This is a genomic window from Peristeroidobacter agariperforans (assembly GCF_004138335.1).
Taxonomy (GTDB): domain Bacteria; phylum Pseudomonadota; class Gammaproteobacteria; order Steroidobacterales; family Steroidobacteraceae; genus Steroidobacter; species Steroidobacter agariperforans.
The window spans coordinates 90028-113682 of the sequence record NZ_RYFW01000003.1; the positions used below are offsets into that span (position 1 = coordinate 90028).

At 62.7% G+C, this 23655-nt stretch carries 18 protein-coding genes; 7 read left to right on the forward strand and 11 right to left on the reverse strand.

Features of this window, described 5'->3' with window-relative positions; all coding sequences use genetic code 11:
- Positions 1 to 26: 26 nt before the first annotated feature.
- From EK373_RS22580 to EK373_RS22605, 6 genes are read right to left on the reverse strand one after another with little or no spacing between them, the layout of a single operon-like run.
- Positions 27 to 605 (reverse strand): RNA polymerase sigma factor, encoded by a 579-nt coding sequence (locus tag EK373_RS22580; protein WP_157994494.1) that lies wholly within the window; start codon positions 603 to 605, stop codon positions 27 to 29.
- A 57-nt stretch (positions 606 to 662) separates the two neighbouring features.
- The gene (locus EK373_RS22585; RefSeq protein ID WP_129646194.1) at positions 663 to 2066 is read right to left on the reverse strand and encodes a sodium:solute symporter family protein; all 1404 of its coding nucleotides are present in this window, start codon (positions 2064 to 2066) and stop codon (positions 663 to 665) included.
- Complete coding sequence (locus EK373_RS22590; RefSeq protein ID WP_129646196.1) at positions 2063 to 3493, reverse strand: FAD-dependent oxidoreductase; 1431 nt, start codon at positions 3491 to 3493, stop codon at positions 2063 to 2065. Before EK373_RS22590 ends, EK373_RS22585 begins: the two co-directional genes overlap by 4 nt.
- On the reverse strand, positions 3490 to 3732 hold the full coding sequence (locus EK373_RS22595; RefSeq protein ID WP_198683553.1) for a (2Fe-2S)-binding protein: 243 nt from the start codon (positions 3730 to 3732) through the stop codon (positions 3490 to 3492). The genes EK373_RS22590 and EK373_RS22595 overlap by 4 nt, the downstream gene beginning before the upstream one ends.
- Before the next feature lie 34 nt (positions 3733 to 3766).
- Positions 3767 to 4879 (reverse strand): NAD(P)/FAD-dependent oxidoreductase, encoded by a 1113-nt coding sequence (locus EK373_RS22600; RefSeq protein WP_129646200.1) that lies wholly within the window; start codon positions 4877 to 4879, stop codon positions 3767 to 3769.
- 17 nt (positions 4880 to 4896) lie between these two features.
- The gene (locus tag EK373_RS22605; protein WP_198683554.1) at positions 4897 to 7590 is read right to left on the reverse strand and encodes a TonB-dependent receptor domain-containing protein; all 2694 of its coding nucleotides are present in this window, start codon (positions 7588 to 7590) and stop codon (positions 4897 to 4899) included.
- A 427-nt stretch (positions 7591 to 8017) separates the two neighbouring features.
- Between EK373_RS22605 and EK373_RS22610 the strand changes: the two genes are divergently transcribed.
- Complete coding sequence (locus tag EK373_RS22610; protein WP_198683555.1) at positions 8018 to 8923, forward strand: LysR substrate-binding domain-containing protein; 906 nt, start codon at positions 8018 to 8020, stop codon at positions 8921 to 8923.
- Between the two features lie 21 nt (positions 8924 to 8944).
- On the opposite strand, the gene EK373_RS22615 is transcribed toward EK373_RS22610, so the two are convergent.
- On the reverse strand, positions 8945 to 12811 hold the full coding sequence (locus EK373_RS22615; protein WP_129646206.1) for an NAD/NADP octopine/nopaline dehydrogenase family protein: 3867 nt from the start codon (positions 12809 to 12811) through the stop codon (positions 8945 to 8947).
- 646 nt (positions 12812 to 13457) lie between these two features.
- On the opposite strand from EK373_RS22615, the gene EK373_RS22620 reads away from it, so the two are divergent.
- Both EK373_RS22620 and EK373_RS22625 read left to right on the forward strand, forming a co-directional pair.
- Entirely contained in the window at positions 13458 to 14930 is a 1473-nt protein-coding gene (locus tag EK373_RS22620; RefSeq protein WP_157994495.1) for a DUF2868 domain-containing protein, read from the forward strand.
- Complete coding sequence (locus EK373_RS22625; RefSeq protein ID WP_198683556.1) at positions 14927 to 16336, forward strand: GTPase/DUF3482 domain-containing protein; 1410 nt, start codon at positions 14927 to 14929, stop codon at positions 16334 to 16336. Before EK373_RS22620 ends, EK373_RS22625 begins: the two co-directional genes overlap by 4 nt.
- 22 nt (positions 16337 to 16358) lie before the next feature.
- Here the strand turns inward: EK373_RS22625 and EK373_RS22630 are convergent, their stop codons facing one another.
- The 3 genes from EK373_RS22630 to EK373_RS22640 are packed head-to-tail and all read right to left on the reverse strand — an operon-like array spanning position 16359 to position 19371.
- Positions 16359 to 16934, reverse strand: coding sequence for a YceI family protein (locus EK373_RS22630; RefSeq protein WP_198683557.1), 576 nt, complete (start codon positions 16932 to 16934; stop codon positions 16359 to 16361).
- 44 nt (positions 16935 to 16978) lie between these two features.
- The gene (locus EK373_RS22635; RefSeq protein WP_129646214.1) at positions 16979 to 18631 is read right to left on the reverse strand and encodes a sulfatase-like hydrolase/transferase; all 1653 of its coding nucleotides are present in this window, start codon (positions 18629 to 18631) and stop codon (positions 16979 to 16981) included.
- Positions 18631 to 19371, reverse strand: a complete 741-nt coding sequence (locus EK373_RS22640) for a CDP-alcohol phosphatidyltransferase family protein (RefSeq protein WP_129646216.1) — start codon at positions 19369 to 19371, stop codon at positions 18631 to 18633. The genes EK373_RS22635 and EK373_RS22640 overlap by 1 nt, the downstream gene beginning before the upstream one ends.
- Between EK373_RS22640 and EK373_RS22645 the strand changes: the two genes are divergently transcribed.
- Genes EK373_RS22645 through EK373_RS22660 form a run of 4 tightly spaced genes read left to right on the forward strand, consistent with a single transcriptional unit; the run spans position 19370 to position 22621 of the window.
- Positions 19370 to 20344 (forward strand): zinc-dependent alcohol dehydrogenase, encoded by a 975-nt coding sequence (locus EK373_RS22645; protein ID WP_129646218.1) that lies wholly within the window; start codon positions 19370 to 19372, stop codon positions 20342 to 20344. The genes EK373_RS22640 and EK373_RS22645 overlap by 2 nt on opposite strands.
- Positions 20344 to 20742, forward strand: coding sequence for a 6-pyruvoyl trahydropterin synthase family protein (locus EK373_RS22650; RefSeq protein ID WP_129646220.1), 399 nt, complete (start codon positions 20344 to 20346; stop codon positions 20740 to 20742). Before EK373_RS22645 ends, EK373_RS22650 begins: the two co-directional genes overlap by 1 nt.
- Entirely contained in the window at positions 20742 to 21809 is a 1068-nt protein-coding gene (locus EK373_RS22655; RefSeq protein WP_129646222.1) for a glycosyltransferase family 4 protein, read from the forward strand. Before EK373_RS22650 ends, EK373_RS22655 begins: the two co-directional genes overlap by 1 nt.
- Positions 21806 to 22621, forward strand: a complete 816-nt coding sequence (locus EK373_RS22660) for a class I SAM-dependent methyltransferase (protein WP_129646224.1) — start codon at positions 21806 to 21808, stop codon at positions 22619 to 22621. The genes EK373_RS22655 and EK373_RS22660 overlap by 4 nt, the downstream gene beginning before the upstream one ends.
- Here the strand turns inward: EK373_RS22660 and EK373_RS22665 are convergent.
- The gene (locus tag EK373_RS22665; protein ID WP_129646226.1) at positions 22602 to 23531 is read right to left on the reverse strand and encodes a RibD family protein; all 930 of its coding nucleotides are present in this window, start codon (positions 23529 to 23531) and stop codon (positions 22602 to 22604) included. The two genes, EK373_RS22660 and EK373_RS22665, sit on opposite strands and share 20 nt — an antisense overlap.
- Between the last annotated feature and the right edge of the window lie 124 nt (positions 23532 to 23655).

A 23655-nucleotide genomic window follows, 5' to 3' on the forward strand; every position in this document is an offset into this window, starting at 1 on the left:
TCGGCGCGGCGGCCGCCGTTACGACTCTACGCGGATCGTCGGTCCGGAAGTCTCCGGTTGCCCCGCGTTTTGTTCGAAACCGGCGGGCATTCGACTTCGGGATTGATCCGTGCATCGATGAGCAGGCACGCGCGCGCGATGTGTTTCTCCACGGCGCTCGCGCTGATCCCACAACGAAGAGCGATTTCGCCGTAGGTCAGGTTGTCGATGCGATGGAGCAGAAAAATCTCGCGACAGCGCTCGGGCAGCATGGCCAAGGCGTCTTGCAGGTTGTGCAGACACTGTTGCGAGTACAGCTCTTCATCCGGCGCAGGCCAGTTCTGCGCCGCCGCTGCGATGACGGCGTATTCGACCGCGGTTTTGTCTCTGGCACGACGGCGTCGAATGCTGTCCAGCGCGAGATTTTTGGCGGCTATCAGCAGCAGGCGTTCCTCGCTTTGCACTTCGTGTTCGGCCGAGTACCGTAGCAGACGCAGATACGCTTCCTGGATCACGTCCTCGGCGTCTTCTCTGCTGGCGCCGCGGCGGCGAACATATCGCAGTAGTCGTCCCTTGAATGCATCGACTGCTGTCTGACTCCTCACCCGCAGATCGCTAGAGCTCATTTCCGTGACCTCCCGTGTCGCTCGCCATGGCCGCACCGCAAGCCAGGTGAGCATCGTTCATGACCTCTGTAAAACCGGCACTTTGGTGCCAGGGTGAAACTTGCTCACGACCACCAACGCGATCAACGAAGCCGCGAGCCCGCCCGCCACCGCCGGTACGTGGTCGCCAAACGCGCCCACGATATGAAACAGCACCGTGACCGAGACACCCGCGACGATCCCCGCGATCGCGCCCGCTTGTGTCGCTTGTTTCCAGAATCGCCCTACGATCAACGGGAAGAACAAGCCGGCGGCGGTGAGGCTGTAGCCGAGCAGCAGCGCGTCGAGCACGACCGGCACCGCGATCGCGATCACGATTCCCACCAGGCCGACCGCGACGACGCTGATCTGCGAAACTCGGCGCAGCTGCCGATCGGTTGCATTCGGGTTCCACAGCACTTGGTAGATATCGCGCGTGAAGGAACTGCTGAAGCTGTGTAACGCGGAGTCGGCGGCCGCTGCAATGGCAGCGACCATCGCACCCAGAACGAGGATCATCAGCCACGGCGGCAACAGGTTTTGCACGATCCATACGGTCGCGTGCTCCGGATCCTCGAGCCCCGGATTGATCGCGTAGATCGACATCCCCATCAATGCAGCCCAAACGCCGATGAAGCAGCCGGCGAGCGCGAGGTTGTACAGACCGCGCGCCGCGATCTGCTCGTTCTTTGCGCCGAAGATGCGGAGGTGATAGGTCTGCTTCACCATGGTGGCGGGCAGTACAGCCAGGAACCAGCCGAGCAGGACGTGATCGCCAGGCGCGAACAGCGTCAGGTTCTGCGGCGGCACGGCGGCGAATATCTCAGAGAGGCCGCCGGCCTTGATGATCGCGAGTGGCAGCAGGCCGACGATGAGCAGCACCATCACGGCCATTTGCGCGACGTCCGCATAGGCGACGGCGATGATGCCGCCTGCTGTCGTGTAGATGATGACGACGACCGCCGCCAATATCAGACAAAGCTCGAAGGGCAGGCCGGTCGTAACGCTGAGAATTTTGCCCGCTGCGATCGGTTGCGCGACCGCTGCCGCCACCGCATAGAGCGAGACCACGGTCGAAGTGAGTCCACGCAGCAGCCTGGACTCGCCGTACTGCTGGCACATCCAGTCGGTCGTAGTATAGAAATCCTGGCTGCGCAACCAGCGCGCGAAGTAGCGTGCGAGTAGAAACACGCCGAGCGGTGCAGCGATGCTGGAGTACACCATCACCGCGAAACCCCAGCGATACCCGATTCCGACTTGCGCGAGCATCACGCCGCCACCGAATGTGGCCGCGATCTGCGTCGCAGTCGAGATGAAGAGTCCGAAGCGCCGGCCGCCAATCATGAAATCCGCCGCCGTCGTTTGGTTGCGCGAGGCGGCCCAGCCGATGACGAGCATGCCCGCCAGCAACAATCCGATCACGCCGATGAGCACTGCATTCACGATGACATGACCTTCGAGTATGAAGCGGGGGCGGTCGCAGCGGCCTCGGGCTGAGCCAGCGCCGCCAGCTCTCCCAGGGCAATGGGCTTGACCGGTTGGCGCAAACGGTAATAGCCGACATCGGCCATCGGCCGGGCAAGCTGGGTGGCCAGCATCTGACCGACGGTGAGTCCGCACAGCCGGCCCTGACACGGCCCCATGCCGCAGCGGGTGAAGCTCTTGAGCTGGTTGGGACCTTGGCAGCCGACGGCAATCGTTTCTCGCAATCGTTCGGCCGAGACTTCCTCGCAGCGACAGACCAGCGTCTGCCGATCTTGCGGTTCGATGAACTGCTCATCGGGCGTGAACAAGACGTCCAGAAACAAGCGAAACCGGTGTTCCGCCGTGAGGACTTTCAGGTGAGGCGCGGCAGCGGAGTCTCTAGTGCGCTTGTCAATGAGTGCGAGACGCTGCAGCACTCGTAGTGCCGCAAGCGTGCCGCGATGCTGGGCGCTCACCGCGCCGCCGATGTCACTTGCGTCACCGGCAACCATTACACCCGGCAAGCTGGTGCCGCCCCAGGCGTCCGTTACGACCCGCCAGCACATCTGCCTGTCGCACCACGCATGCTCACACCGCATCGACATCGTCAGGTTGATGTTCGGCACGACGCCCTGATGCAGAAATACATGTTCCGTTTGCAACGTCGTCCAGTGCTGATTGCTGCGGTACTCGATGCCGCTCACGCATTCCTCACCGCGCACTCTCAACTCTGCGACTCCGCCGATGACCGGGACGCCGGCAGCTTTGATCTCCCGTATCCACCGCCAGCCCTTGCGCAGATATTTGAAGCCGGACAGTGCACCGAGTCCTTGCGATAGGGCACGCCGGTAGTTGCGCGCCGGAGTCGTATCGATCACGGCTGTGACTTTGGCTCCCGCACGGATGTACTGGCGGGCAGTGAGATAGAGCAGCGGGCCCGTGCCCGCGAAAACTGCACCGTCAGCGACGATGCCCGATTTCTTGAGCAGTATTTGCGCCGCGCCGACCGTCATCGCGCCCGGCAGCGTCCAGCCCGGAATCGGGAAAGGCCGTTCCTGCGCGCCGGTCGCGATGATGACGTGCTTGGCATTGACGATGCGCGAGTTGCCACTCACCGACACGCCGATCTCGCGTTCGGCTGTGACCTGCCACACGCTTGCCGAGCTGACATACTCGATCGGCGACTGGCGCAGCGCTCTAACCAACGCTTCGCCTCGATAGTAATCCGGCCCGAGAACCTCACGATCCGCGATTGCCGGCCGTTCGATGCTGCGATAGATCTGACCGCCGGGCGCGGGCTGCTCATCCAGCAGCAGAGTCTTCGCTCTCGCATTCCCGCAAGTGGTTGCGGCAGCCAGGCCTGCCGGTCCGGCGCCGATCACGACGACGTCATAGTTGCGCTTCATGGTCTGCCGCGCTCCACCCGCATCCCGGGTCGCACCGGCGTCATGCATGCCTGCTGATTGGGCTGGTCATCGACGGTGACGAGACATTCGAAGCACACGCCCATCATGCAGTACGCGCTGCGCGGCTTGCCCCCAATGGGTGTGATGCGAAGATCCAGCCGCCCTGATTGCAGCATCGCCGCCGCGAGTGTCTCATCCGCCGGCACTTCTGTTGCAACTCCATCGATCGTGATGGCCACGGATGGGCGCTGTCCGCGGCAGCCCTGCAAATATCTAAACACGGAAGCGCTCCAAGCCGAATTCCCGGATGAACTCGTGGGTGTTTCCATTCAGGACCCATTCCGGAATCACCTCCGCGTGCGCGGCCGTCAACGTGATGCCGCTGTGGCAGATCACCGCGTAAGCGCCTGGCCACTCACGGGACGCTGCGTAGATCGGATAGGAGTCGAGCGATTGCGTGCGCAGACCCGCCCAGGTGCGAACCACGCGCAGCGATGCGAGCTGCGGGAAGGCCTTGAGCGCGTTGTTCGCGATCCTGGCGGTGACGGCGACGGAGGTGGTGTCGTCGAGGCCGACGTCTTCCTTCGAGTAGCCAAGCAGAATCGAACCTTCCTGCGTCTGGCGGAAGCCGTTCATCGGCAGCGGAAACAGCGGCTTCGTGCGTTGAGTCACGATGATCTGGCCTCGCTCGGGCCGGATTGGCACCTCGAGCCCGATCTTGCGTGCGAGCTCGGTGACGCCGAGGCCCGCCGCGAGCAGCAGTCGATCGCAGCCGATATAACCTCGGTCGGTGTTCAGGACGAAACCGCCACCGGAGTGCGGAATGATGTCTCGGACAGTGTGGCCGCCGTGGTAGTGCCCGCCCAGATCGACGAAGCGCTTTTGCATCGCCAGCAACAGATACAGCGGATTGACGTGACCATCGGCTTCGCAATACGAGGCTGTGCGCACTTCATCGCTCAAGCGCAGTGGCGCGAATAGCTGCTCCAGCTCGCCCCGAGTGAGAAACTCGCAGCGATAGCCGTCGGCACCGGATTGTTTGCGCAGCGCCTCGATGTGAGCTCGGCGTCGTTCCGCCGCGGCTTCACCGACGCACAGGCTCAAGCCCCCCTGCTGGTGGTAGTGCGGATCGATCCCGCTGGTCTCGCGCAACTCGCGAGCGAAATGTGCCCAGCTGTTGGTGCTCAGCGCGAGCAGGTGCACGTACGCGGGATTGCCGAGGCCCTTGCCTTGAAACCAGACGAGACCGAAGTTGCTGCACGAAGCGCGAAACGCCATGTCCGCCTCGTCGAGCACGGCGATCTGAGCATGACGCTTCGCCATCCCGTACGCGCTCGCCAGTCCCACGACTCCGCCGCCCACGACGACTATGTCGTAGTGTTTCATCGATCCGGCACGCGCGCTCAAAACGAGACCTCGATCTGGGCGTACGCGATGCGCCCACGCACGTCGTGCACTACATCGTCGTAACCGGGGCGGATCCGATCGCCCAGGCTCGGCGGATCTTCATCCAGCAAGTTGTTCGCGCCGATCGTCAACGTCGTTTTGCTGGCGAGGAGGTTGGAGAGCGTGAACGCGTACTGCGCATCGAGCGTCGTCCAGTCGGCCACTTCGGTATTGCCTTGATCGTTGCGATAGCTGTCGATGTAACGCACCGTCAGGTTCGCGTCATGGGCGCCGCTGTGCCAGCTCAGCGAGGTGTTCGCGCGCCACACCGGCGTGGAGCGAAACGGGTTCGTGAAGTTGCGGTTGCCGCGCCCATCGATCTTGGGTGAGTTCTCATCCAGCTGGATGTCGAACCGGTGGAGCCAGGTCGCATTCACGCCGAGTGCAAATTCGCCGAGCCGGCGCCAGGGCAACTCGTAGCTCGCGGCCAGGTCGACGCCTTGCGTCAGGACCGAACCGGCGTTGATGAACAGCGAATTCACGGTGCGCAGCTGCCCGCCAGCATCGCGAGTGATGCGTGGATCGTCTGGAACGCCATCCGCGCAGTCATTGGTGACGATCGCCTGCGCTCCCTCATCCGGCGTGATCAGATCTTTGTAGTCGAAGCGCCAGTAATCCAGGCTCACATCCAGCCCGCCGGCCGGCTGCAGAATGAGCCCGAACGTATAGCTCTCCGCCTCTTGCGGTTTCAGATCGTCGCTGCCGACGACACGCACGACCGTGTTGTTAGCGACGTTCGGATTCGAGATGTTCCGCGGGACGCATTCGAGCGTGCCCGTCGTGGCGTTGATGCGCGCCGAATCCTGAATGAACGCGGACTCGAGCGAGGTGCTCTTCTGTCTAACCGACGGCGCCTGGAAGGATGTGCCGAACGAAGCGCGCAACGCCAGCCAATCCGCCGCTTGCCAACGCGCGGCGATCTTTGGATCCGTGGTATCGAAGCCGGCGTCATCGAAGCTCTCGTGGCGCAGGGCCATCTGCAGCTCCACCGCGCGACCGAATGGCATCACGCTTTCGGCGAAGTAGGATGTGACTTTGTCCGTGCCGCGAACCGGTGCAGTGGTCACCGTCGATTGCAACGACCCTTGCCCGGAAGCCGTGAGTGCATCGATGAAGCTCGTCAAGCTCTCCTCGCGATATTGAGCGCCGACAGCGAGGCCGATGTGCGAACCGAACCACTCGAACGCTTCACCGCGCACCACCAGGTCGAACACCGTTTGCGTCGTTTCCGCCTCGTCTCGCGCCGTGCGCCAAAGTGAGCGCAGCACCTCGTCGCTGTTGGCGGCGACACTCGTGCCATCCTTCGGCGAGATCAACGACGGGTTGGAAACCGAGGTGCCGAACGGATTCCATTGCCCGCTCAGCAGCAGCTCGTTCACGTTTTGCTTTACGAACTCGTACGCACGATCGTCGGTGCGCTTGGAGGACGCATACATATAAGAGAAGTTGGTGTTCCAGCGCTCGGTCAGGTCGAAGTCCACGCCGCCCACGCCGCGCCAATAGTCGATGCCGATCTCGCGGTCGATGTCCTTGAACTGCGAGCCCAGCGGGCGAGCAATGGCGCTCACGTCGACAGCCCGATGAATCGAGTTGTCCCACTGCGCCGGGTCGATGTACACGATCCGGTTCGGATTGGCCGGATCCTGAACGAAGAAGTTGAACGGGTGGCTGGCCGGGATGAGGATGTTGGAAGGCGACACCGCGCCGGGCACGGTGCGGGGTGAAACCAGACCTTGCTCGAACAGCGACGGCGTCAGCGTTCGATTGATCCGGTTGCGCGAGAAGCTGCTCTCGAAATACAGCTCGAGCTGCTCGGAGGCGTTGTAGCTGCCTTCCGTGAACACCTGAAAGCGCTTCTCTTCCGGAATGATGGAGGTCTGATCCGAAAAGTCGAAGCGACAGCGGGTCGGGCTGGGCACGCCACCGGCAGCGGCGCAGTTTGGATCGGCAATCGTGTTGGTGCCCGGCGCCGTGTAATACGTGCCGGTTGCCGGGTCGAACAACGCGCGTTGGTAGGCTCCGGGCGCTCCGGTATTCGACAGCAGCACGGACTGGCTGAGATCGCCGGTGTGATGCAGCCGTTGCAACAGCCAGTCGAGGTCTGTGCGGTCGACGCGCGTGTGATCCTGATAGCTCGCATAGAGATCGAGCGTGCCCTTGTCGGTTTTGCTGCCAACGGCAAGATTGACGATCTGCGACTCGTTCACCGAGTCCGCGTACTTTGCCGAAACCTCCAGTCCCTCGAAGCCCTTGCGAGTGATGATGTTGGCGACGCCTGCGACCGCCTGCGAGCCGTAAGTTGCCGAAGCGCCGTCGGTCAGCACGTCGATGCGCTCGATCATCGCGAGCGGCAGCTGGTTGATGTCGAAGAACTGATTGCCGCCGCCGTCGGCGATCGTGGAGATGCCGCCGCGGCGTCCGTTGATCAGCACCAGCGAGGAGCCCAGGCCCAGGCCGCGCAAGTTCAGTTGCGACATGCCGATCAGATTGCCGGTCTCGTTCTGAAACTCGGCGCCGCCGGCAACCGTCAGGTTCTTCGCGATATCCTGGAATGTATCCGGCGCCGAGGTTGCAAAATCTTCTCGCGTCAAAATCTGCAGCGGCGATTTCTCCGCGTACTGCGAGCGTCTGAGCAGCGATCCGGTGACCACCACTTGTTCCAGCGGCTCTGCCTCCCGCGACTCGGGTGGCGGCTCTTGTGCCTGAACGCTCGGGGCATGAAGGCCGGCGGTGCCGTTAGCAAGCGTAATCGCGCCGGCGCACAGGATGGTTCTCGTTTTAGAGGTCTGCCTGATATGGCTGATACCTCTGGTGTGCCTGGTATCCATGACCGCCCTCAGCAGGTTCTTGTACTGCTTGAACTCACAACGATGGTAGGGGCAGACGAAAAGGAAAAATAATCCCTTCTTGGCGGCTATTCATACGCGCATGGAATGCTTTGCCTCGCCCGCAATTCATGCGATCTGCGCTTGGCTTGCCGAAAGGCGAGCGCCGGCCGATCTTGCTCCCGTGCCGATCGTATGCAGCCGCGCTATATTTAGGGAACGTTCAGCAGGAATAGAGCGTGGGAGTCGCCGAATGAAGTTGCGCGGCCGCCAGATCGAAGTGTTCCAGGCAGTCATGGAAGCGAACACGTTGAGCGACGCTGCCAACCGGTTGTGTATCTCGCAGCCCTCGGTCAGCCGCATCCTCGCCCGCTTCGAGCAGCTCGCGGGCTTCAAAGCATTCGAGCACAAGGGGCGCCGCTTGATGCCGACCGCCGCCGCCAGGATGTTTTACGAGGAGGTCCTGCGCATGCAGCGTGGCATCGATCACCTCAACAGGGTCGCCGAGGAGATCAGCAACTTCCGCCGAGGCCACGTTTCGCTGGCCGTGTTTCCCTCGCTGTCGAACTCGTGGATCGCGGCGGTGATCAGCGAGTTCACACAGCGCTACACGGACATCCATCTATCCGTCGTGACACGCGCTTCCAAGGACGTTATCGAGGCGGTGGATGCCAAGCGCGTCGACCTGGGTATCTCGTTGTTCGCATCCGCCAGCGACACGATCGATAGTCGCGAGTTCATGGTCATGGAAAGCGTCTGCGTTCTGCCGCGCACGCACGAACTGTGCCGGCATCGGGCCATCCAGGTCTCGGACCTGAAGGGCGAGAAGCTGATCGGGCTCATCAATGCGGAATCCAGCCCGGTTTCCTCCCAGTACAACATCATCGCCGGCCGGGACATCGGTGATGCGGCGCTGAAGGCGAGCTCGGCTTCCGCCGTTTGTCATCTGGTCGCCGCCGGGCGGGGTGTGTCGATCGTTTCTGCCGTCGTTGCGCGCGAGCACGCGCATCTCGCGATCGAGACGCGTCCCCTCAAGCCCAGGATAGAGCAGCCGGTTTATCTGCTCCGGTCGCGGCACCGGGTCTATTCGCCGCTGGTTGAAATGCTGACGGAGCAGATTGCAAACGATGCCACCTCACGCGGACGCAAGCGCGCCTGACGCGTGAGGTGCATCATCGGGTCATGCCGAGCGCCGGATGTGCGGCGTGTTGAGAAGCTGCGCGATCTCCTGAACGCCACCTGGAATTTCATTGAGGATGGGTAAGTAGCCGTCGATCTGGTACGTCAATGCTTCCGGAGACCGGCCCAGATCGAGGCTGAGCTGGTTCAATGTGCTTCTCAGCGCAGCTTCGAACTGCACGTGCCCCGGTAAATAGAGACCGGCCCGCTCCGCATACCAGTTCATCGTGAACACGCCGGGCACATCCTCCTGCGGGTAGCGCGAATTCATGAGATCTTCGATCGACGGGTACGACTTCGACGTGTAGATCTTCTTGGAGTACGGGATGTGCGCCTGTTCAATCGTGCGTTGCATGGTGTCGTAGAAGGATTCGTCCGGGATCAGCTCCAGCCCGAACTGCCGATGAAGCTTCATCGGGAATGATTCGGGCGGGGCACCGTAGGTCGCCGCGAGCTGCATCTTCTCTTGATCCAGGATCGCGAGCTGTTCCCCGATCTCGCGAGTCACGCCTTGCACGTAGTGCAGATATACCTCTCCACGCGCTGTCCTCGCCAGATTCACTGGATGGAACGCCACGCCGGGGTGAATCGCATGGCCAAACCTCCACGGCATGGCGACGCCGTCGACCACGGTGAAATCGGGCCACGACGGTTTCCCGATCTCCGCGCCCCGGGGGAACAGATCCTGAGTGGCCAGGGTCCCCGGGGCCCGATTGCCGTGCTCACCCAGAACCGAAATCTCCACTTCTTCTTTGCGCTTGGCTTGCACGTAGTGCTTATTGGGGCCAAGCACGATGGGCTCTCCATCCGGGCCTAGAATCGGCAGCCCCTCCTCATTCACAAGGAAGCCATTGCTCGGGCCCCTGGCCACGCGCGTTCCGTACGGAGAATCCTCGACCAGCACCACGTTCGCTCGCCAATCCGGGTTGTTGCGGATCATCTGCGAGAGTGCGGGCTGGCCAGCCTGGCCGCCGCGGATGAGGACGAATGTTTTCGACGGATCGTTCACCAATCCCTGCTGCTGCAGGAACTCGAAGAGCTGCAGTCGGACACGCGGCTGGTCGGGAATGGTGATCACGACGGTATTCGAGTTCCGCATCGCCGCCACTGCCTCGTCCGTGCCCAAGTAACCGAAGTGCTGGCGACCTAACTCCGTCTCATGCCAGGTCTTATGCAGCACTTCTCTGAACAAATACTCGCCGGTGTAGGGGCCGATCCGGTCCGCGCCCTTGGGCCTCATCAGCACTTCCGGGGTCAGGCTCGAGCTCATCCTGATGTCCGCAGCAAGCGTTATCGCAACGTGTCCATTGCCTAAAATCGTGACATCCGGCAGACCTGCCGAGCTCGGCAAGAACAAGGGTGAACTGCGCGTCTGCAAGCCTGTCGTGCTTGCAATGTTCGTGGAATTAGAGCGTGGGCGTCCGTCGGCGTAGACCCGCTGCTGCTCGTTCTCAGACCAGCGCGGGGGATGGCGCGCCTGCCAGGATGTTTCATCCAGCGGGGCGAGGGTATTTCCGATTCGCACGGTGATGAGCGGGCGCGTGCCAGTCAAAGTACCGGTGCTGGATGCGCCACTGCTGGTGACCAATGCCGGCGCCCGCGGCGCACCGCCGGTCGTTCCGACATGAGTGCCGGTAGCCACCACCGGAATCGATGTGGCTCCCGTGTTGGTCGTCACTGTCGCGGGTGCCCCAGGCGCTCGGAGGCCCGTGATCGTGATCACTTTATTTGATGTGGATGTAGTCGTTGCGAGCGTGGTCGTCTTCTTCGATGTGCTTGCCGCCGCGGCAGTGGTCGGCGCCGCGGTTGCGTTGCCTGGACGCAGACCTTTCACAGCCCCGCCTGCTAGCAGCAGATTGCCACCGAACACCGCGTAATTCGCCTGCGTGGGTGTGAGGCCAACGGCGGTGAGACCTTCCACAGCGAACGGATGAGCGGCTTCGCCGGTCACCATGTAGCGGCCCGCGGCGACGGTGCTGTCCGTCATCGTGAGCAGACCGACGCCACTGGCCGTCTTCAACGCCATGCCCCCTTTCACGAGGCCGGCATAAGCTCCGTAACCGCCGGCCGGTACGGTGACGATGAGACCGACGCCCGTGTCGGCAGTGTTGGCCCATCGACGCGACATGCCGAGTTTCTGCAGTCCGGCGCTGATGGGCGCATCGGTGACAGTGCCGTTGGCGGCATCGCTGATGCTATGGCCGAGTCGAACCGCGCCATCGACAGCCATTGCACCGCCGACGACGGCGCCGACGCCGGTCCAGCCGGCCAGCCACATGATCGCGACACCACCTACCGTCTGCAGCGCTCCCATGGTGATATCGAGCGCGTAATCCCAGCCGCTCTTTTTTGGTGGCGGCGGTGGAGGAGTGAGTGCGGCATGGACCTCTTGTCGCCATTGCTGGGCGTTATCGAGAAGCTGCTTGGCGGTAGCGATTGTCTGCTCAGAACCGGGCACCCCGCCCGTTGCGGCGGTTCCTGTGGAATAAGAAACGAGCGTCATCCCATTCGGAGCCGCGCCGCCGTTGTTTTGACCCCCTCGAGGACCTTGGAGCAGCGCCTGGTCGTAGTTGTGTTGAGCGCGCATGACGTCCAAGTCGGCTGTCATGCGCAGCGATTGCACCAGCGCTTCGGTGGCTTGATTGTGTAGATCCTGGTTGCAGTCCGTGGTTGCGCGCAGGGCCAGGCTGCGCATGTTGCGATTGTGTTGGGCGAGATTGAACCCCGCGCGCGCGATCTCCAGAACCTTCGGATCCGCGGGGCCGCTGCCAGCGGCGGGTGGGTTGGAAGGGTAGAGCAGTTCGAAATAACCGCGCTCTGTGCTCGCTTCTTCGCCGATGACCGCCGCGAGATTCTGCATCGCGCTCTGATAGGTCTGTAAGTTGTTCAGGACTTCGCGGTCCTGTCCATTCACCAGGCTGCCGAAGATTCGATCGAAATCCGCCTTTGCCTGGTTGAAGCGCGTCTGCGCCCAGGTCGCGTTTGGATTGCTCTGGAGCACTTCAGTGGCCGCAAGCAGTTCCTGCTGCGCCGGGGCGAGCTGCTGGCGCATCTGCGGCGTGAAGAGCAGCGTGTATGCATCCTGCGTTTTGCGATCGGCTTTGATCTGCATGCGCATGGCAACGAAGGCGCGGCCATCGGCCATCGCAAGCGAAAGTGTCTGCTCGCCTTTGCTACCCGGTCCGCCGTAGGGTCCGGGCGCGGCTGCGCCAGCTCGCGCGTCGAGGATGCGCTTGACCAGTTGCTGGCCCTGCAAGTTCATCTGCGCATCTTGGACAGTGCGCTCCAGTGCAAGCAGCGTCTTTCGCTGCTCGGGCGTCAGCACGGCATCGAGTGCTTGATTGAAATTCACCAGGGCCTGTTGCTGCTGCGGCCCTTTTGCCTGCTCGACTGCCGTGTTGAGCGTGTAGAGCTGTTGTCGCTGCTCGGGCGGCAGGCTGTCATAGACATGCTTGAGAAATTGCGAATGGTTGGCCTGTGCCGTCGTGACCTGACCTTGCGCGGCCGTGAGGTCGACCGGTTGTTGCAGCATGGTTTCCAGCTGACCGTCGACCTGCTGGGTCAGTCGGCTCAGCGCGATCAGCTGTGCGTAGGAATCGTCGGCGGGGGCGTTGCCAGCTCTGCCGGCGAGGGTGCGAGCTTCGGCCGCCATGTCCTCGGGGAGCACGGGTTGCCAGGCCGTCGTGGAGGATGTGACGGGATGGCTGTATCCCTGAAAATACGTTCCGTTGTTGCCGCTGGTTGCCGAGGAAGAACCTACATACGTGGTGCTCGGCCCGTTAGAGCCCGAGTTGTGTGTGGCCGGCGGCGCTCCATAAACGTCGCCACCGAAGGGATTCCAGGTTCTGGCTTCAACGGGCGCGCCCATCAGCTGCTCTCCAAGTGTGGTTGCTACCGAAGGCACGCCGTGGTGATGTGGCGAAGATGCGTGCACCGTGCTGACGCGCCCTGCACGATCACTCTACGCAAGTCGCCGGTCCGGATGTCTCTCCCTGGCGCGCGCTTTTTCTTCTTCTCGTAGCAGCGCGCTTTCGGAAAGAACGCCGCGTTGCCCAGGGTGGAGTCTCCGGTCCCTCAATCCGGGTTGTCCGACACAAAGCAACGTCGCGCGACAACGTGCAGCGCATTGTGGCAAGAGGCCCCTTGAGGCTTCTCCTATGAGCAACACGTTCTTCGGCTTCCTGGCAGAGTTTGGCGAAGCGATCGACGTGCTTTTTTTCTCGGAACTTCAGCGCTGCTCTCAACCGCCTCCGGGAGTTCTCGCACTTTTTCCGGCCGCAAGTTTGTGTAGCGCTTCAGCTTACTGGCTGGTAGGGTCGAAACGAACTAGTAGGATCAACAGGTTGCTGATCGCGCCAGCGCCGCCGAGGGTTCGAGCCCCGTCCGCTCCGCCCGTCCTTTGTGGTGAAGTGCTTTCGTTAGTCTCTCTCTGTCGCGCCATTCCTCCGCGCGGCGTACTTCCTCACCATCGGGTCGCGAATCGGCGTGGGTCGCAGCCCTGGTATCATCGCCGGATGCACAACGCCCGGCGTGGCTCACTATTCCAGGAGGCCCTGGAGATCTCTGCTTGGTTGGAAGCCGACCGGGACCGGCCGTTCGATCAAAGGCTGCACCGGGATCGCAAGATTGCAGCGAGCATTTCCGATTCCGACACGGTCGATCGAGTGCGCCATTGGTGGCAGGTCGTTCGGAGGGAAACGCCATCCGCGGCCCATGACACCGAACTTGCGACCCGCCTGTCGCGAGCTCGGGTCATCATCACTTTCTCGATGCTGTTCATTGGCGCGCTGGCTGGTGCGGGCGCCAGCCTGGCGGTGTTCCGATACGACGGCACGTGGCCAATAAACGTTGTTACGGCGTTCGCCGTCCTGGTGCTGCTGCAGATCGCGCTGATCGCAGCGACACTCATTTTGATGTTGCCGAGGATTCCGGGGCTGCGCGCCCTGCAGAGTGTACTCGGTGCCCTCAACCCCGCGGCCATCGCGGCGGCCGCATACAGGCGAGTGGGGCGGCAACACGACCAGCGAGCGAGCCTGTTGGTCTTGCACCAAGCTCGGGGGCCTGTCGCGAGCCGGTTTGCCCGTTGGCAGATAGTGGTTTGGTCGCAGTGCGCGGCAGTCGCGTTCAACGTTGCGGCGCTGGTGTGTGCGCTCGGCTTGATCACATTTACCGATCTCGCGTTCGGCTGGAGCTCGACGTTGCGCTTCGACAGCGAAGACATCCTTCGGTTGACTCGGCTGCTGTCTACGCCCTGGCGCGACCTCTGGCCGGCCGCCGTTCCAACCGCCGAGCTGATCGAGCAGTCGCGATTCTTCCGGTTAGCCGCGTCCGCGCCGACCGCGATCGCTGCATCCGAACTGACAGGTTGGTGGCCATTTCTGCTCGCGGCCGTGACGACCTACGGTTTGTTTCCGCGTTGCTGTTTGTTGCTGCTCGCCGTCTTCCGCCTGCGAGCCGCCACTCGCAATCTGCTGTTGGATGATCCGCGTGTCCGAGCGTTGCTTGACCGAATGAACGCGGAGGAGATGCAGCTAGGCTCGAACGTAGAGGAAACAGCTGCGGCGTTCCCAGATCGGAACGCGCAGAGCGCGCCGGCCATGAGTGGAGATGCCGTCGTCATTGTCTGGTCTGGTGCCTTGCGGATGCCCGACGTGGCACCTTGGACGGCGAAGCATCTGCGATGGCGAGTGGTCGAGACACTAGAGGCCGGGAGTCGAACCATCGCGGCCGACGCCGCCGTGATCGATCGCGTGGCGACTCTCCAAATGAACCCGGTGATCGTGTTCGTTCGTGGCTGGGAGGCGCCGCTTCTCGAACTGCAGGATTTCATCCAGGCGCTGCGCGCGAAGGTTGGTCCACAGTGCTCGGTGGTTGTAGTACCGGTCGGCGCGAACGGCGATGTCGCCAGCGAGTCGCAGCGATCGACATGGTCGCGTTGGACGGCGCGGGTCGGAGATCCTGCGTTGTATCTGGAGAGCGGCGCGTGAGCACACATCCCACGTTTGCCGTCGTCGGCCATCCCAACAAAGGCAAGAGCAGCATCGTCGCCACGCTGGCCGAAGATGAAACCGTCGTAGTTTCGCCCGATCCCGGCACCACACGACAAGCCCGCGGCTTTCGGATGCAGAACGACGACCGTGTTCTCTATGAGCTCATCGATACGCCGGGGTTTCAGCGGCCGCGAGCGCTGATCGAATGGCTGCAATCGCACGAACGTAGCGCCAGCGAACGGCCGGCGGTGGTGCGTGAGTTCGTGGCACTTCACGAAGGCGACCCGCGCTTCCAGAACGAATGCGAGTTGTTGCGTCCGATCTTGGCGGGCGCGGGCATCCTCTATGTTGTCGATGGCGCGCATCCGTACGGAGCCGAGTACGAAGCGGAGATGGAGATCCTGCGCTGGACCGGACAACCGCGCATGGCGCTGATCAATATGATCGGGCCGGGCGATCACGTGGAGGAATGGCGCCGCGCACTGAATCAGTATTTTTCAATCGTGCGAGTGTTCGACGCGTTGCGCGCGGATTTTGCCAAGCGTCTGGAACTGCTGCGTGCGTTCCGTGAGCTCTCCGAGGTTGATCAGTTGTGGGCTCGATCGCTCGAGCAAGCGGTCGAGGTTCTCCAGAACGATCGCAAGGCGCGACAGAGGCGCGCCGCTACCGAGATCGCGGACCTGCTCATCGAAGTACTTGCACTGAGCGAGTCCGCCGCATGCGCCGAAGGCGCCGATCAAGCGCAGCTCAGCAAGGAGCTGACTGAGCGACTGCGCAAGCGCGTTCGACAAAGAGAACACTCGGCGCGACGGGTCGTGCAGGATCTGTATCGGCATCGCTCCTTGCAGATGCAGTCCTCGGAGTTCGATCTGCTCACCGAGGACCTGTTTTCCGAGCGCAGCTTTTCAGTGTTCGGATTGTCGAACGCGCAGCTCTCGATGACCGGAGCGGTCACAGGCGCACTCGCCGGCGGGGCTGTGGACGCAGCCGTAGGCGGCGCTTCTTTGTTGCTCGGCGCCGGCATCGGCGCCATTGTCGGCGGCCTGGGCGTCATGTTCGGCTCGAATCGGCTGGCGAAGGTTCAAGTGCTCGGCTCGCCGCTCGGCGGCCATCGGCTCATTGTCGGTCCGATCTCATCCCCCAATCTGCCCTGGGTCATTCTCGGCCGAGCGCTCCTTCATCATCGATTGGTCGCAGAGACGAATCACGCGCGTCGCGAGTCGCTGGTGGTGGACGTGGATGCCGGCGAGCATCTGGCTGGCACGATCGATGCTGGGAGACGACGTCATGTGGCGCGGCTGTTTGAGCGGATCCGCGAGCAGAGCGGCCTATCGACTCATCAGCGAGAGGAATTGGTCTCGCACGTCGTCGCGGCGATGGACGAGTTGGGCGGTGTTCGATGAGCTCCCGAGGAGCTGAAGGTTTTCACGGCGCGGTTCGTCTCGCTTCAAATTCGATAATCAGTTCGACATCATCTCCGACCCAGCCATTTGCGACTGCGTAGTTCATGTCCCAGTCGCTGCGCTTCACCGTGGCACGTAGCGAGGCGCCCATGACGTAGGGCTTCGAGGCGCCGCCGATGGGATAGATGCCGCTCTTGTTCAACGTGCCGGTGAGTCGCAGCGGACGCCGTTTGCCAAGAAGCTCCAGCTCACCGTTGACGACGAATGTCTTGTCATCGCGCCATTCCGCGGAATCGGCGGTGAAGACCACCAGCGGCGCCCGCGAGGCATCGAGGAAGTCCGAGCCGCGCAAGTGACCGTCGCGCTTGTCATGTCCTGTGAACACACTCTTGCTTTCAACCGCGACGCGCACGTCCTTGAGCGTCCGCGTCGCTTCGTCGAACGTGTAAGAGCCGGTGGCTTTCGTGAAGAAGCCCAGGACATCCGCGTAGCCGATGTGGCTGACGAGAAAACCGATGGTCAAGTGTTCCGGGTCGAGCTCATAACGCGCATCGGCAGCATGTGTCGATGGCGCTCCGAGCAGTGCGGTCCAAAACACAACGCAGAGCCAGCGAGCGGATGTGCTGTACGAAAGCATCTCAATCAACTCCTCGGTTCCTGGTATTCCATGGGACAGCGCGACGCGGACGTCCCGAATGTTTGGAGCAGAGCAGGTCCCAGCTGATGCATGCGACCCAGCGTCTCGGGCGCCGGGGTGAGGCCTGAAACAAAACCGCACTTGCCGAGCACATCCAGCAAAGCTCGATTGCTGCTGATGACGTGAACCGGGACGTCCCAGGACGCGTTGGCTCCGCTCACCATGGCCGGAGGCTGATGATCGCCAACGATCACCACGATCAGATCGTTCCGAGGTTGCGTGCGCAAGTACCCCGCGAAAGTCTGCAGCTCGTAGGCGACCGCGTCCGTATAGCTCGGCGAGAGGTTGTTCCATTCGGGCAATTGCGATAATGAATTGCGTAACGACGGTTCATCGAAGGGGTCGGTGCTCAGCATGCGCGACCAGTCCGCTTGATAGGGCGGCGTCGGCCGAAACGGCGTGTGCGTGGTAACGGTCGGAAAGAATATGAAAGCCGGTTTGCGATCGTTCGGCGCGCCGGTTCGCACTGTCAGCTCCAGTTGCGTCAGCGCAGCCAGCGAGAATTGATCGGGGATGCGCCACCAGCCGAAAGCCGGGCCGCGATAATCGAGCGCGGCGTCGTCATATATGCGGTCGAAATCGTAGAACACGCCTTCGGGCCAGGGCATTTTCAATCCCGGCATCAAGCCCACTCGTCGATAGCCGTGCTCGGCCATGGCGTGGCCGAACGAACGACGGCTTTGCGTCATCAGCAATTGCGCACGGCTGGCGTCGCGCATTTCGATGCCAGTGAGAAAGCTCAAGTGCGCAAGCCACGAGCCGCCGCCGAAGGTGGGCGACTCCACGTAGCCGGAGACGACCGCCCGACCCGTCTCGTCGATGGCGCGAGCCAGTTCGGCGCGCGCAGGTGCGAGTGTTTCGAAGATGCCGCGGTTGTCGTAAACGACGCGCCCATAGGACTCAACGAACACGATCAACACGTCGCTGCCCTGGATGCGAGACAGGGTAGATGAAAGGACCGGTGAAGACGGTAGCTGCCGCACGGTGCCGCGTTCCAGCATCGCCGCGCCCACTTTCGCAAACTGTTCGCCGTAGGTTTTGGCGATGGGCATCGAGAATCGCGGAATCGCGGGACGCTGCGCGGCCAGGTTCTCAAATGTGAAGCCGATGATGACGCCGGCCGCGGCGAGGGCGACCACCGAGCGAGTCGCCGGCAACTGCAGCGCGCCGTTTACGCCTCGCCACGACCACAACGCAAGGAAATACAGCAACGCCAGCGCCGCGATGATTGCGAGCAGCCCCGCAACGAGCAGACCTGGAGATGCGACACGCGTCAGCATCGCAGCGACCGAGCTCAAATGCGGCAGATCCCAGTAGAGGTTGACCTCTCGCCCGTAGAGTGCGGGCGCGGTCACCTCAGCGTAGCGACCTAGCGCGCCTATGACGAAAAGCACCGCGAGGCCGGCAAGCACTCGCCCCGGTATCCTGCCGCCCAGCTGCATCCAAGCGGCCATCAGCAACAGGATGCCGGCCAGCTCGATCGACAACTCGCTCGAGGGTCTGATGAAGACGGTCGGCCAGACGTTATGAAACGTGACCAATGCATTGAGTAGCCACAAGCCGGCCAAGGCCGCCGCGACATGCAGTAGACGAGTCATCAACTGATCGCCGTTGAATTCGAGCTGCGCCGGTTGAGCGCCACGATGTCCACGAGGAAAGACCATACGAGGATGGCGAGAGCGCACGCGCACAGCGGCGCAGTGATGTTCCTCTGGATGAATGGCGCGATCGCAATCACCAGCGCTATGGTCTGTAGTGCGGCCACGGTCTTGCGACGATAGCTCGGTGGCAGCGGCTGCTGCAGCCACGGCAGCAGCCAAGAGGCGACGACAAAGCCATAGCGGAGCAAGCCCGAAAGGAGCACCCAGGCACCGGCCTTGTCGAACTGCCACGCGAGCAGGCTCAATGTCAGTATCAGCAGGGCATCGGTTTCCATGTCGAAGCGTGCCCCATATGCGCTGCTCATCTGCGTTCGACGCGCCGCCCAGCCGTCCGCTGCGTCGAGTGACGAGCTGATCATCGCGATGCCCAACGCGGCAGCCTGGAGCTGGGGTGTCGATTCGATGCCCAACATGCCCAGCAGCAGCAGCGCCAGGCAGCCACGTGCCATGGTGATGTAATTGGCCGCGCCAATGCGCTCGAACGGGTGATGCTCTCGCAACGGACGTAGCACCAGCAGGGCGCCGATGGCAATCAGAACCACAGTTCTGGAAAGCAGCGTGCCGGCGAGCTCGAGCGCAGTGTCCATGATCCAAGCCAGCATCACCGCGGGCAGCATTATCGATAGAATGCCAAGCAGCGCATTTTTCAGCAGCGGCCGCGGCCACTCTTCCAGCATGTCAGATCGCTCTCATTCGTTCTGGGTTACCGGGCCGGCTCGCGGCGAGATCCGGCAAGCGCCGCTCGGCGCCGCCGGGGTCGATGAGCTCATCGTACAGGCGCGCTTCAGTGGTGTCAGTCGCGGGACCGAGTCGCTGGTGTTCAAAGGTCTAGTGCCGCCGTCGGAATACTCCCGCATGCGCGCTCCCTTCCAGGAAGGTGACTTCCCGACACCGGTGAAGTACGGCTACTGCATGGTCGGCCAGGTGCTGCGAGGTCCCGCGAATTACCAGGGGCGCGATGTCTTCTGCCTGCATCCTCATCAAGATCGCTTTGTGGTTCCGAGCTCGGCCGTGCAGGTTTTGCCGCCGGACGTGCCCGCCGAGCGCGCCATACTCGCGGCTAACATGGAAACGGCGCTGAACGCCGTCTGGGACGCCGGCGTTCTTCCCGGTGATCGGGTGAGCGTCATCGGCGCAGGCAGCGTCGGGTGCCTGGTAGCGTGGCTGGCCGCTCGCATTCCCGGGTGCGAGGTGGAACTGGTGGACGTCAATCCGGCGCGTAAAGCGATCGCATACGATCTCGGCGCGGGCTTCGCATCGCCTGATGAGGCGCGTGGCGAAGCCGACATCGTCATCCATGCGAGCGGTTCGGATGCGGGCCTCACGCTCGCGCTGCGGCTCGCCGGCTTCGAATCCACCGTTCTGGAGCTGAGCTGGTATGGCGATAGACAGGTCAGCGTGCCGCTTGGCGAAGCATTTCACTCGCGCCGTCTGGTACTGAAATCGTCACAAGTCGGTGCGGTCGCCACCGCGCGGCGCGCACGTCGCACGCTACAATCGCGGCTACAACTCGCCCTGTCGCTGTTGAGTGATGCTGCTCTCGATCGACTGATCAACTCGGAAGGCCGTTTCAGGGACCTGCCGCGGACCATGGAGCAGCTGTGCAGCGCGCCGGGCGAGGTGATCATGCACCGGGTGAGGTACGACTGATGTATAGCGTATGCGTTCGCGAGCACATGATGATCGCGCACAGTTTCAGGGGCGAAGTGTTCGGGCGCGCGCAGCGGCTGCATGGCGCGACTTACGTTGTGGATGTCGAGTTCCGCCGGCGCGAGCTCGATGCGGATTCGATCGTGGTGGATATCGGGCGCGCCGGCGAGGAGCTGAAAGCGATCGTGGCGGCGCTGAACTATCGCAACCTCGATGACGTGCCCGAGTTCAGCGGGCGCAACACGACGACCGAGTTTCTCGCCAAAGTGATTTTCGATCGGCTCGCGGCCAGCGTGCATGCGGGCAAGCTCGGTGACGGCGCGCGCGGCATCGAGGCGTTGCGCGTGACGCTGCATGAGTCGCACGTTGCTTGGGCGGCTTACGAAAACAAACTCTGATGTTCGACGAGCGTACGCTGACGCTCCTGCTGCCGGGCGATCCGCTCACCGCCACCGGCGGCTACGAGTACGATCGACGCATGCTCGCAGGGTTGCGACAGCTCGGCTGGAGCGCTCAGGTCGGAGCGCTCGATAGCAGTTTTCCCATTCCGACCCCGGCGGCATTGGCCGACGCGCAACGACAGCTCTCCGCGTTGCCCGCACAGAGTCTGGTGTTGATCGATGGGCTCGCGTTGGGCGCGATGCCGGACGTAGTGCACGCTCACAAAGATCGGTTGCGCATGGTCGGCTTGGTCCATCATCCACTCGCGGCGGAAACCGGATTGCCGCCCGATCTGGCACGGGAACTGTTCATATCGGAACGTCGTGCTTTGCAATCCATGCGCCTCATCGTCGTGACGAGTCAGCGCACCCGGAACGCATTGGCTGACTACGATGTCGCGGCCGACCGCATGGTCGTGGTCGAGCCAGGCGTAGATCGAGCGCACGCGGCTGATGGTCGGGTCGACGACGCAGCCGCTTCGATGCGCATGTTATGTGTCGCCACCATCACTGAGCGCAAGGGCCATGACTTGCTCATCGATGCGCTCAGCGAACTGAGGGATCAAAGTTGGACGCTCACCTGCGTGGGCAGCGTCGATCGCAGCCCCGCGATCGTGCGTGCATTGAAAATGCAAATCCAGACGCTCGGCTTGCAAGATCGAGTCGTGCTGACCGGTGAACTTGACGAAGCCACGCTGCAGCGACAGTTCCGTGCGGCCAATCTGTTCGTGCTCGCCACCCGTTACGAAGGCTATGGCATGGCCGTGGCGCAAGCCCTCGTCCACGGATTGCCGATTATCAGTACTCGCACTGGAGCGATCGAGGAATTGGTGCCGCCCGAGGCCGGCATGCTGGTAGAGCCCGGCGACCGTGCGGGGTTGCGGGCGGCGCTATCACGAGTACTGGTCGATGCTGATTTGCGCCGCCGCCTTGCTGATGGCGCGCGGCGTCGTGGCACCCGACTTCCGGACTGGAGAGTCGCTGCCGAGCGAATGTCCGAAGGGTTGGCCGGAGCGTTGCGGTGACCGGGTTCAGCCTCGAGTGGCTGCAGTTGCGTGAACCTTGCGATGTTCGTGCTCGCAGTCAGGAGCTGGTGATCGGCTTGCGTTCGTTGCTGCCGCTGCGACCGCTGCAAGTAGTCGACCTGGGCGCGGGCACCGGTGCGAACGTGCGCTACATGGCCCCACTCCTCGGCGGCGAGCAGCGTTGGATCACTGTCGACAACGATCCGAAGTTGATTGAGCGGCAACCTTCGTCCATCGAGTCGGCAAGCTTTCAATGCAGCGTAACGTCGCGTTGCCTGGATCTCGTCGCGGATCTCAGCTCGCTGCCGCTTTCGGGTTGCCAGCTCGTGACTGCTTCGGCGTTGCTAGATCTGGTCTCGGCCAGTTGGTTCGCCTTGCTGGCCTCGCGATGCGCGGCGCTGGGCGCGACGGTGCTGTTCTCGTTGAGCTACGACGGGCGAGTGCAGTGTCTACCACGGGATCCGGACGACGAGTGGTTGATCGGCCTCGTGAACTTGCATCAGCGAGGCGATAAAGGGTTCGGGCCTGCGTTGGGGCCTGACGCCACGGAGCATGCGCGCCAGGTGTTTGCAGCATTGAACTACGAATGGCGCGTAGTGCCGAGCGATTGGGAGATCGACTCTGCGGAACGGGCAATGCAGAGGGAACTGATGGCAGGCTGGATGGGTGCGGCTCGCGAAGTAGCGCCTGCCGAGTGTCAGCGCATCGATCGATGGGGCAGACGGCGCGAGGCGCACTTGGACGCGGGCGAGTTGCTGATCAGCGTGGGCCATCAGGACTTCATGGCGTGGCCTAAATCATCCGCCGGATGAGAGTCGGGACGTCCTCGAGCGGCGCATCGTTGCGCATGTCGCAGTCGAACAGCACATCCCCGCCGAGTGCAAAGACCCGCGGCGGCGGTCGCACGCAATCGTGAAGCATTTCGGGCGAAGGGATGCGCAGCCCGGGCCGCCCTTCGCCGATGACGAACGGCGCGATCACGATATGCATACGATCGATCAACTGAGCAGCCAGAAATGCCGAAACGGTGACACCGCCGCCTTCCACGAGAACGGTGCGCATGCCGCGTAAGCGCAGCTCAGTCAACAGCGCACGCAGATCGAGTTTGCCGGCGACAGCATCGATTTCGAGATCCTCGACGTTGTCGGAGAACAGCCGGGGCGGTAGGGACACCCCGCGCGCACGAACTCGCAGCGTTGGTGCTTGACCATCGATGAACACGCCATGCGTCATCGGCAGCCGTAGCTGCGGATCGAGCACAACTCGAGCGGGATTCGGACCATCCACCAATCGTGTCGTCAGGCGCGGATTGTCGGCGGCGATCGTGCCCGCACCGACGATTACGCAATCGCTGAGCGCGCGCAGACAATGCAGATGCGCGATGCTCGCAGGCCCGGTCACGAAGTGCGAATGCCCCGTTGCAGTGGCAATGAAACCATCGAGGCTCTGGCCGAGTTGAGCAAGTACGAGGGGTGGATCGGTGCGAGTTGCGATTAGCGGCAGGTAGAGGTCCAGGTAGACCTGGCGCGGGTCTGAGCCCGGCAACAGCGATTGCCAGCCGTGATCGAACGCCAGGATCGGCGGATTTGCGCCGGTCGTCGTCGCAATCAGAGCCTGGCCGTCAAAGGCGAAGCGTGCACCGTGCTCGATGCGCTCGCCCTTGCGGGCAATGTCCACGACCGCGCGAATGAGCGGCCATGCCTGCGTGTAAAGATTCGTCATAGACCCGGTCGGCGGGTCGCGGTACGCTGACCCTCGCAGGGAGGCTACGTCAACGAGCACGTCCTTACCATTGCGAAGACCCAGAAGTGCAGGAAATTAACGGTGATCCGGCGCTAGTTGCCAT

Excerpts from the sequence above, each read along its gene's own strand:
- EK373_RS22610 (WP_198683555.1), top strand. The coding sequence starts at position 8,018 with ATGAAGTTGCGCGGCCGCCAGATCGAAGTGTTCCAGGCAGTCATGGAA.
- EK373_RS22600 (WP_129646200.1), bottom strand. The coding sequence starts at position 4,879 with ATGAAACACTACGACATAGTCGTCGTGGGCGGCGGAGTCGTGGGACTG.
- EK373_RS22580 (WP_157994494.1), bottom strand. The coding sequence starts at position 605 with ATGAGCTCTAGCGATCTGCGGGTGAGGAGTCAGACAGCAGTCGATGCA.
- EK373_RS22650 (WP_129646220.1), top strand. The coding sequence starts at position 20,344 with ATGTATAGCGTATGCGTTCGCGAGCACATGATGATCGCGCACAGTTTC.
- EK373_RS22640 (WP_129646216.1), bottom strand. The coding sequence starts at position 19,371 with ATGCTGGAAGAGTGGCCGCGGCCGCTGCTGAAAAATGCGCTGCTTGGC.
- EK373_RS22655 (WP_129646222.1), top strand. The coding sequence starts at position 20,742 with ATGTTCGACGAGCGTACGCTGACGCTCCTGCTGCCGGGCGATCCGCTC.
- EK373_RS22635 (WP_129646214.1), bottom strand. The coding sequence starts at position 18,631 with ATGACTCGTCTACTGCATGTCGCGGCGGCCTTGGCCGGCTTGTGGCTA.
- EK373_RS22615 (WP_129646206.1), bottom strand. The coding sequence starts at position 12,811 with ATGGGCGCGCCCGTTGAAGCCAGAACCTGGAATCCCTTCGGTGGCGAC.
- EK373_RS22590 (WP_129646196.1), bottom strand. The coding sequence starts at position 3,493 with ATGAAGCGCAACTATGACGTCGTCGTGATCGGCGCCGGACCGGCAGGC.
- EK373_RS22620 (WP_157994495.1), top strand. The coding sequence starts at position 13,458 with ATGCACAACGCCCGGCGTGGCTCACTATTCCAGGAGGCCCTGGAGATC.
- EK373_RS22645 (WP_129646218.1), top strand. The coding sequence starts at position 19,370 with ATGTCAGATCGCTCTCATTCGTTCTGGGTTACCGGGCCGGCTCGCGGC.
- EK373_RS22665 (WP_129646226.1), bottom strand. The coding sequence starts at position 23,531 with ATGACGAATCTTTACACGCAGGCATGGCCGCTCATTCGCGCGGTCGTG.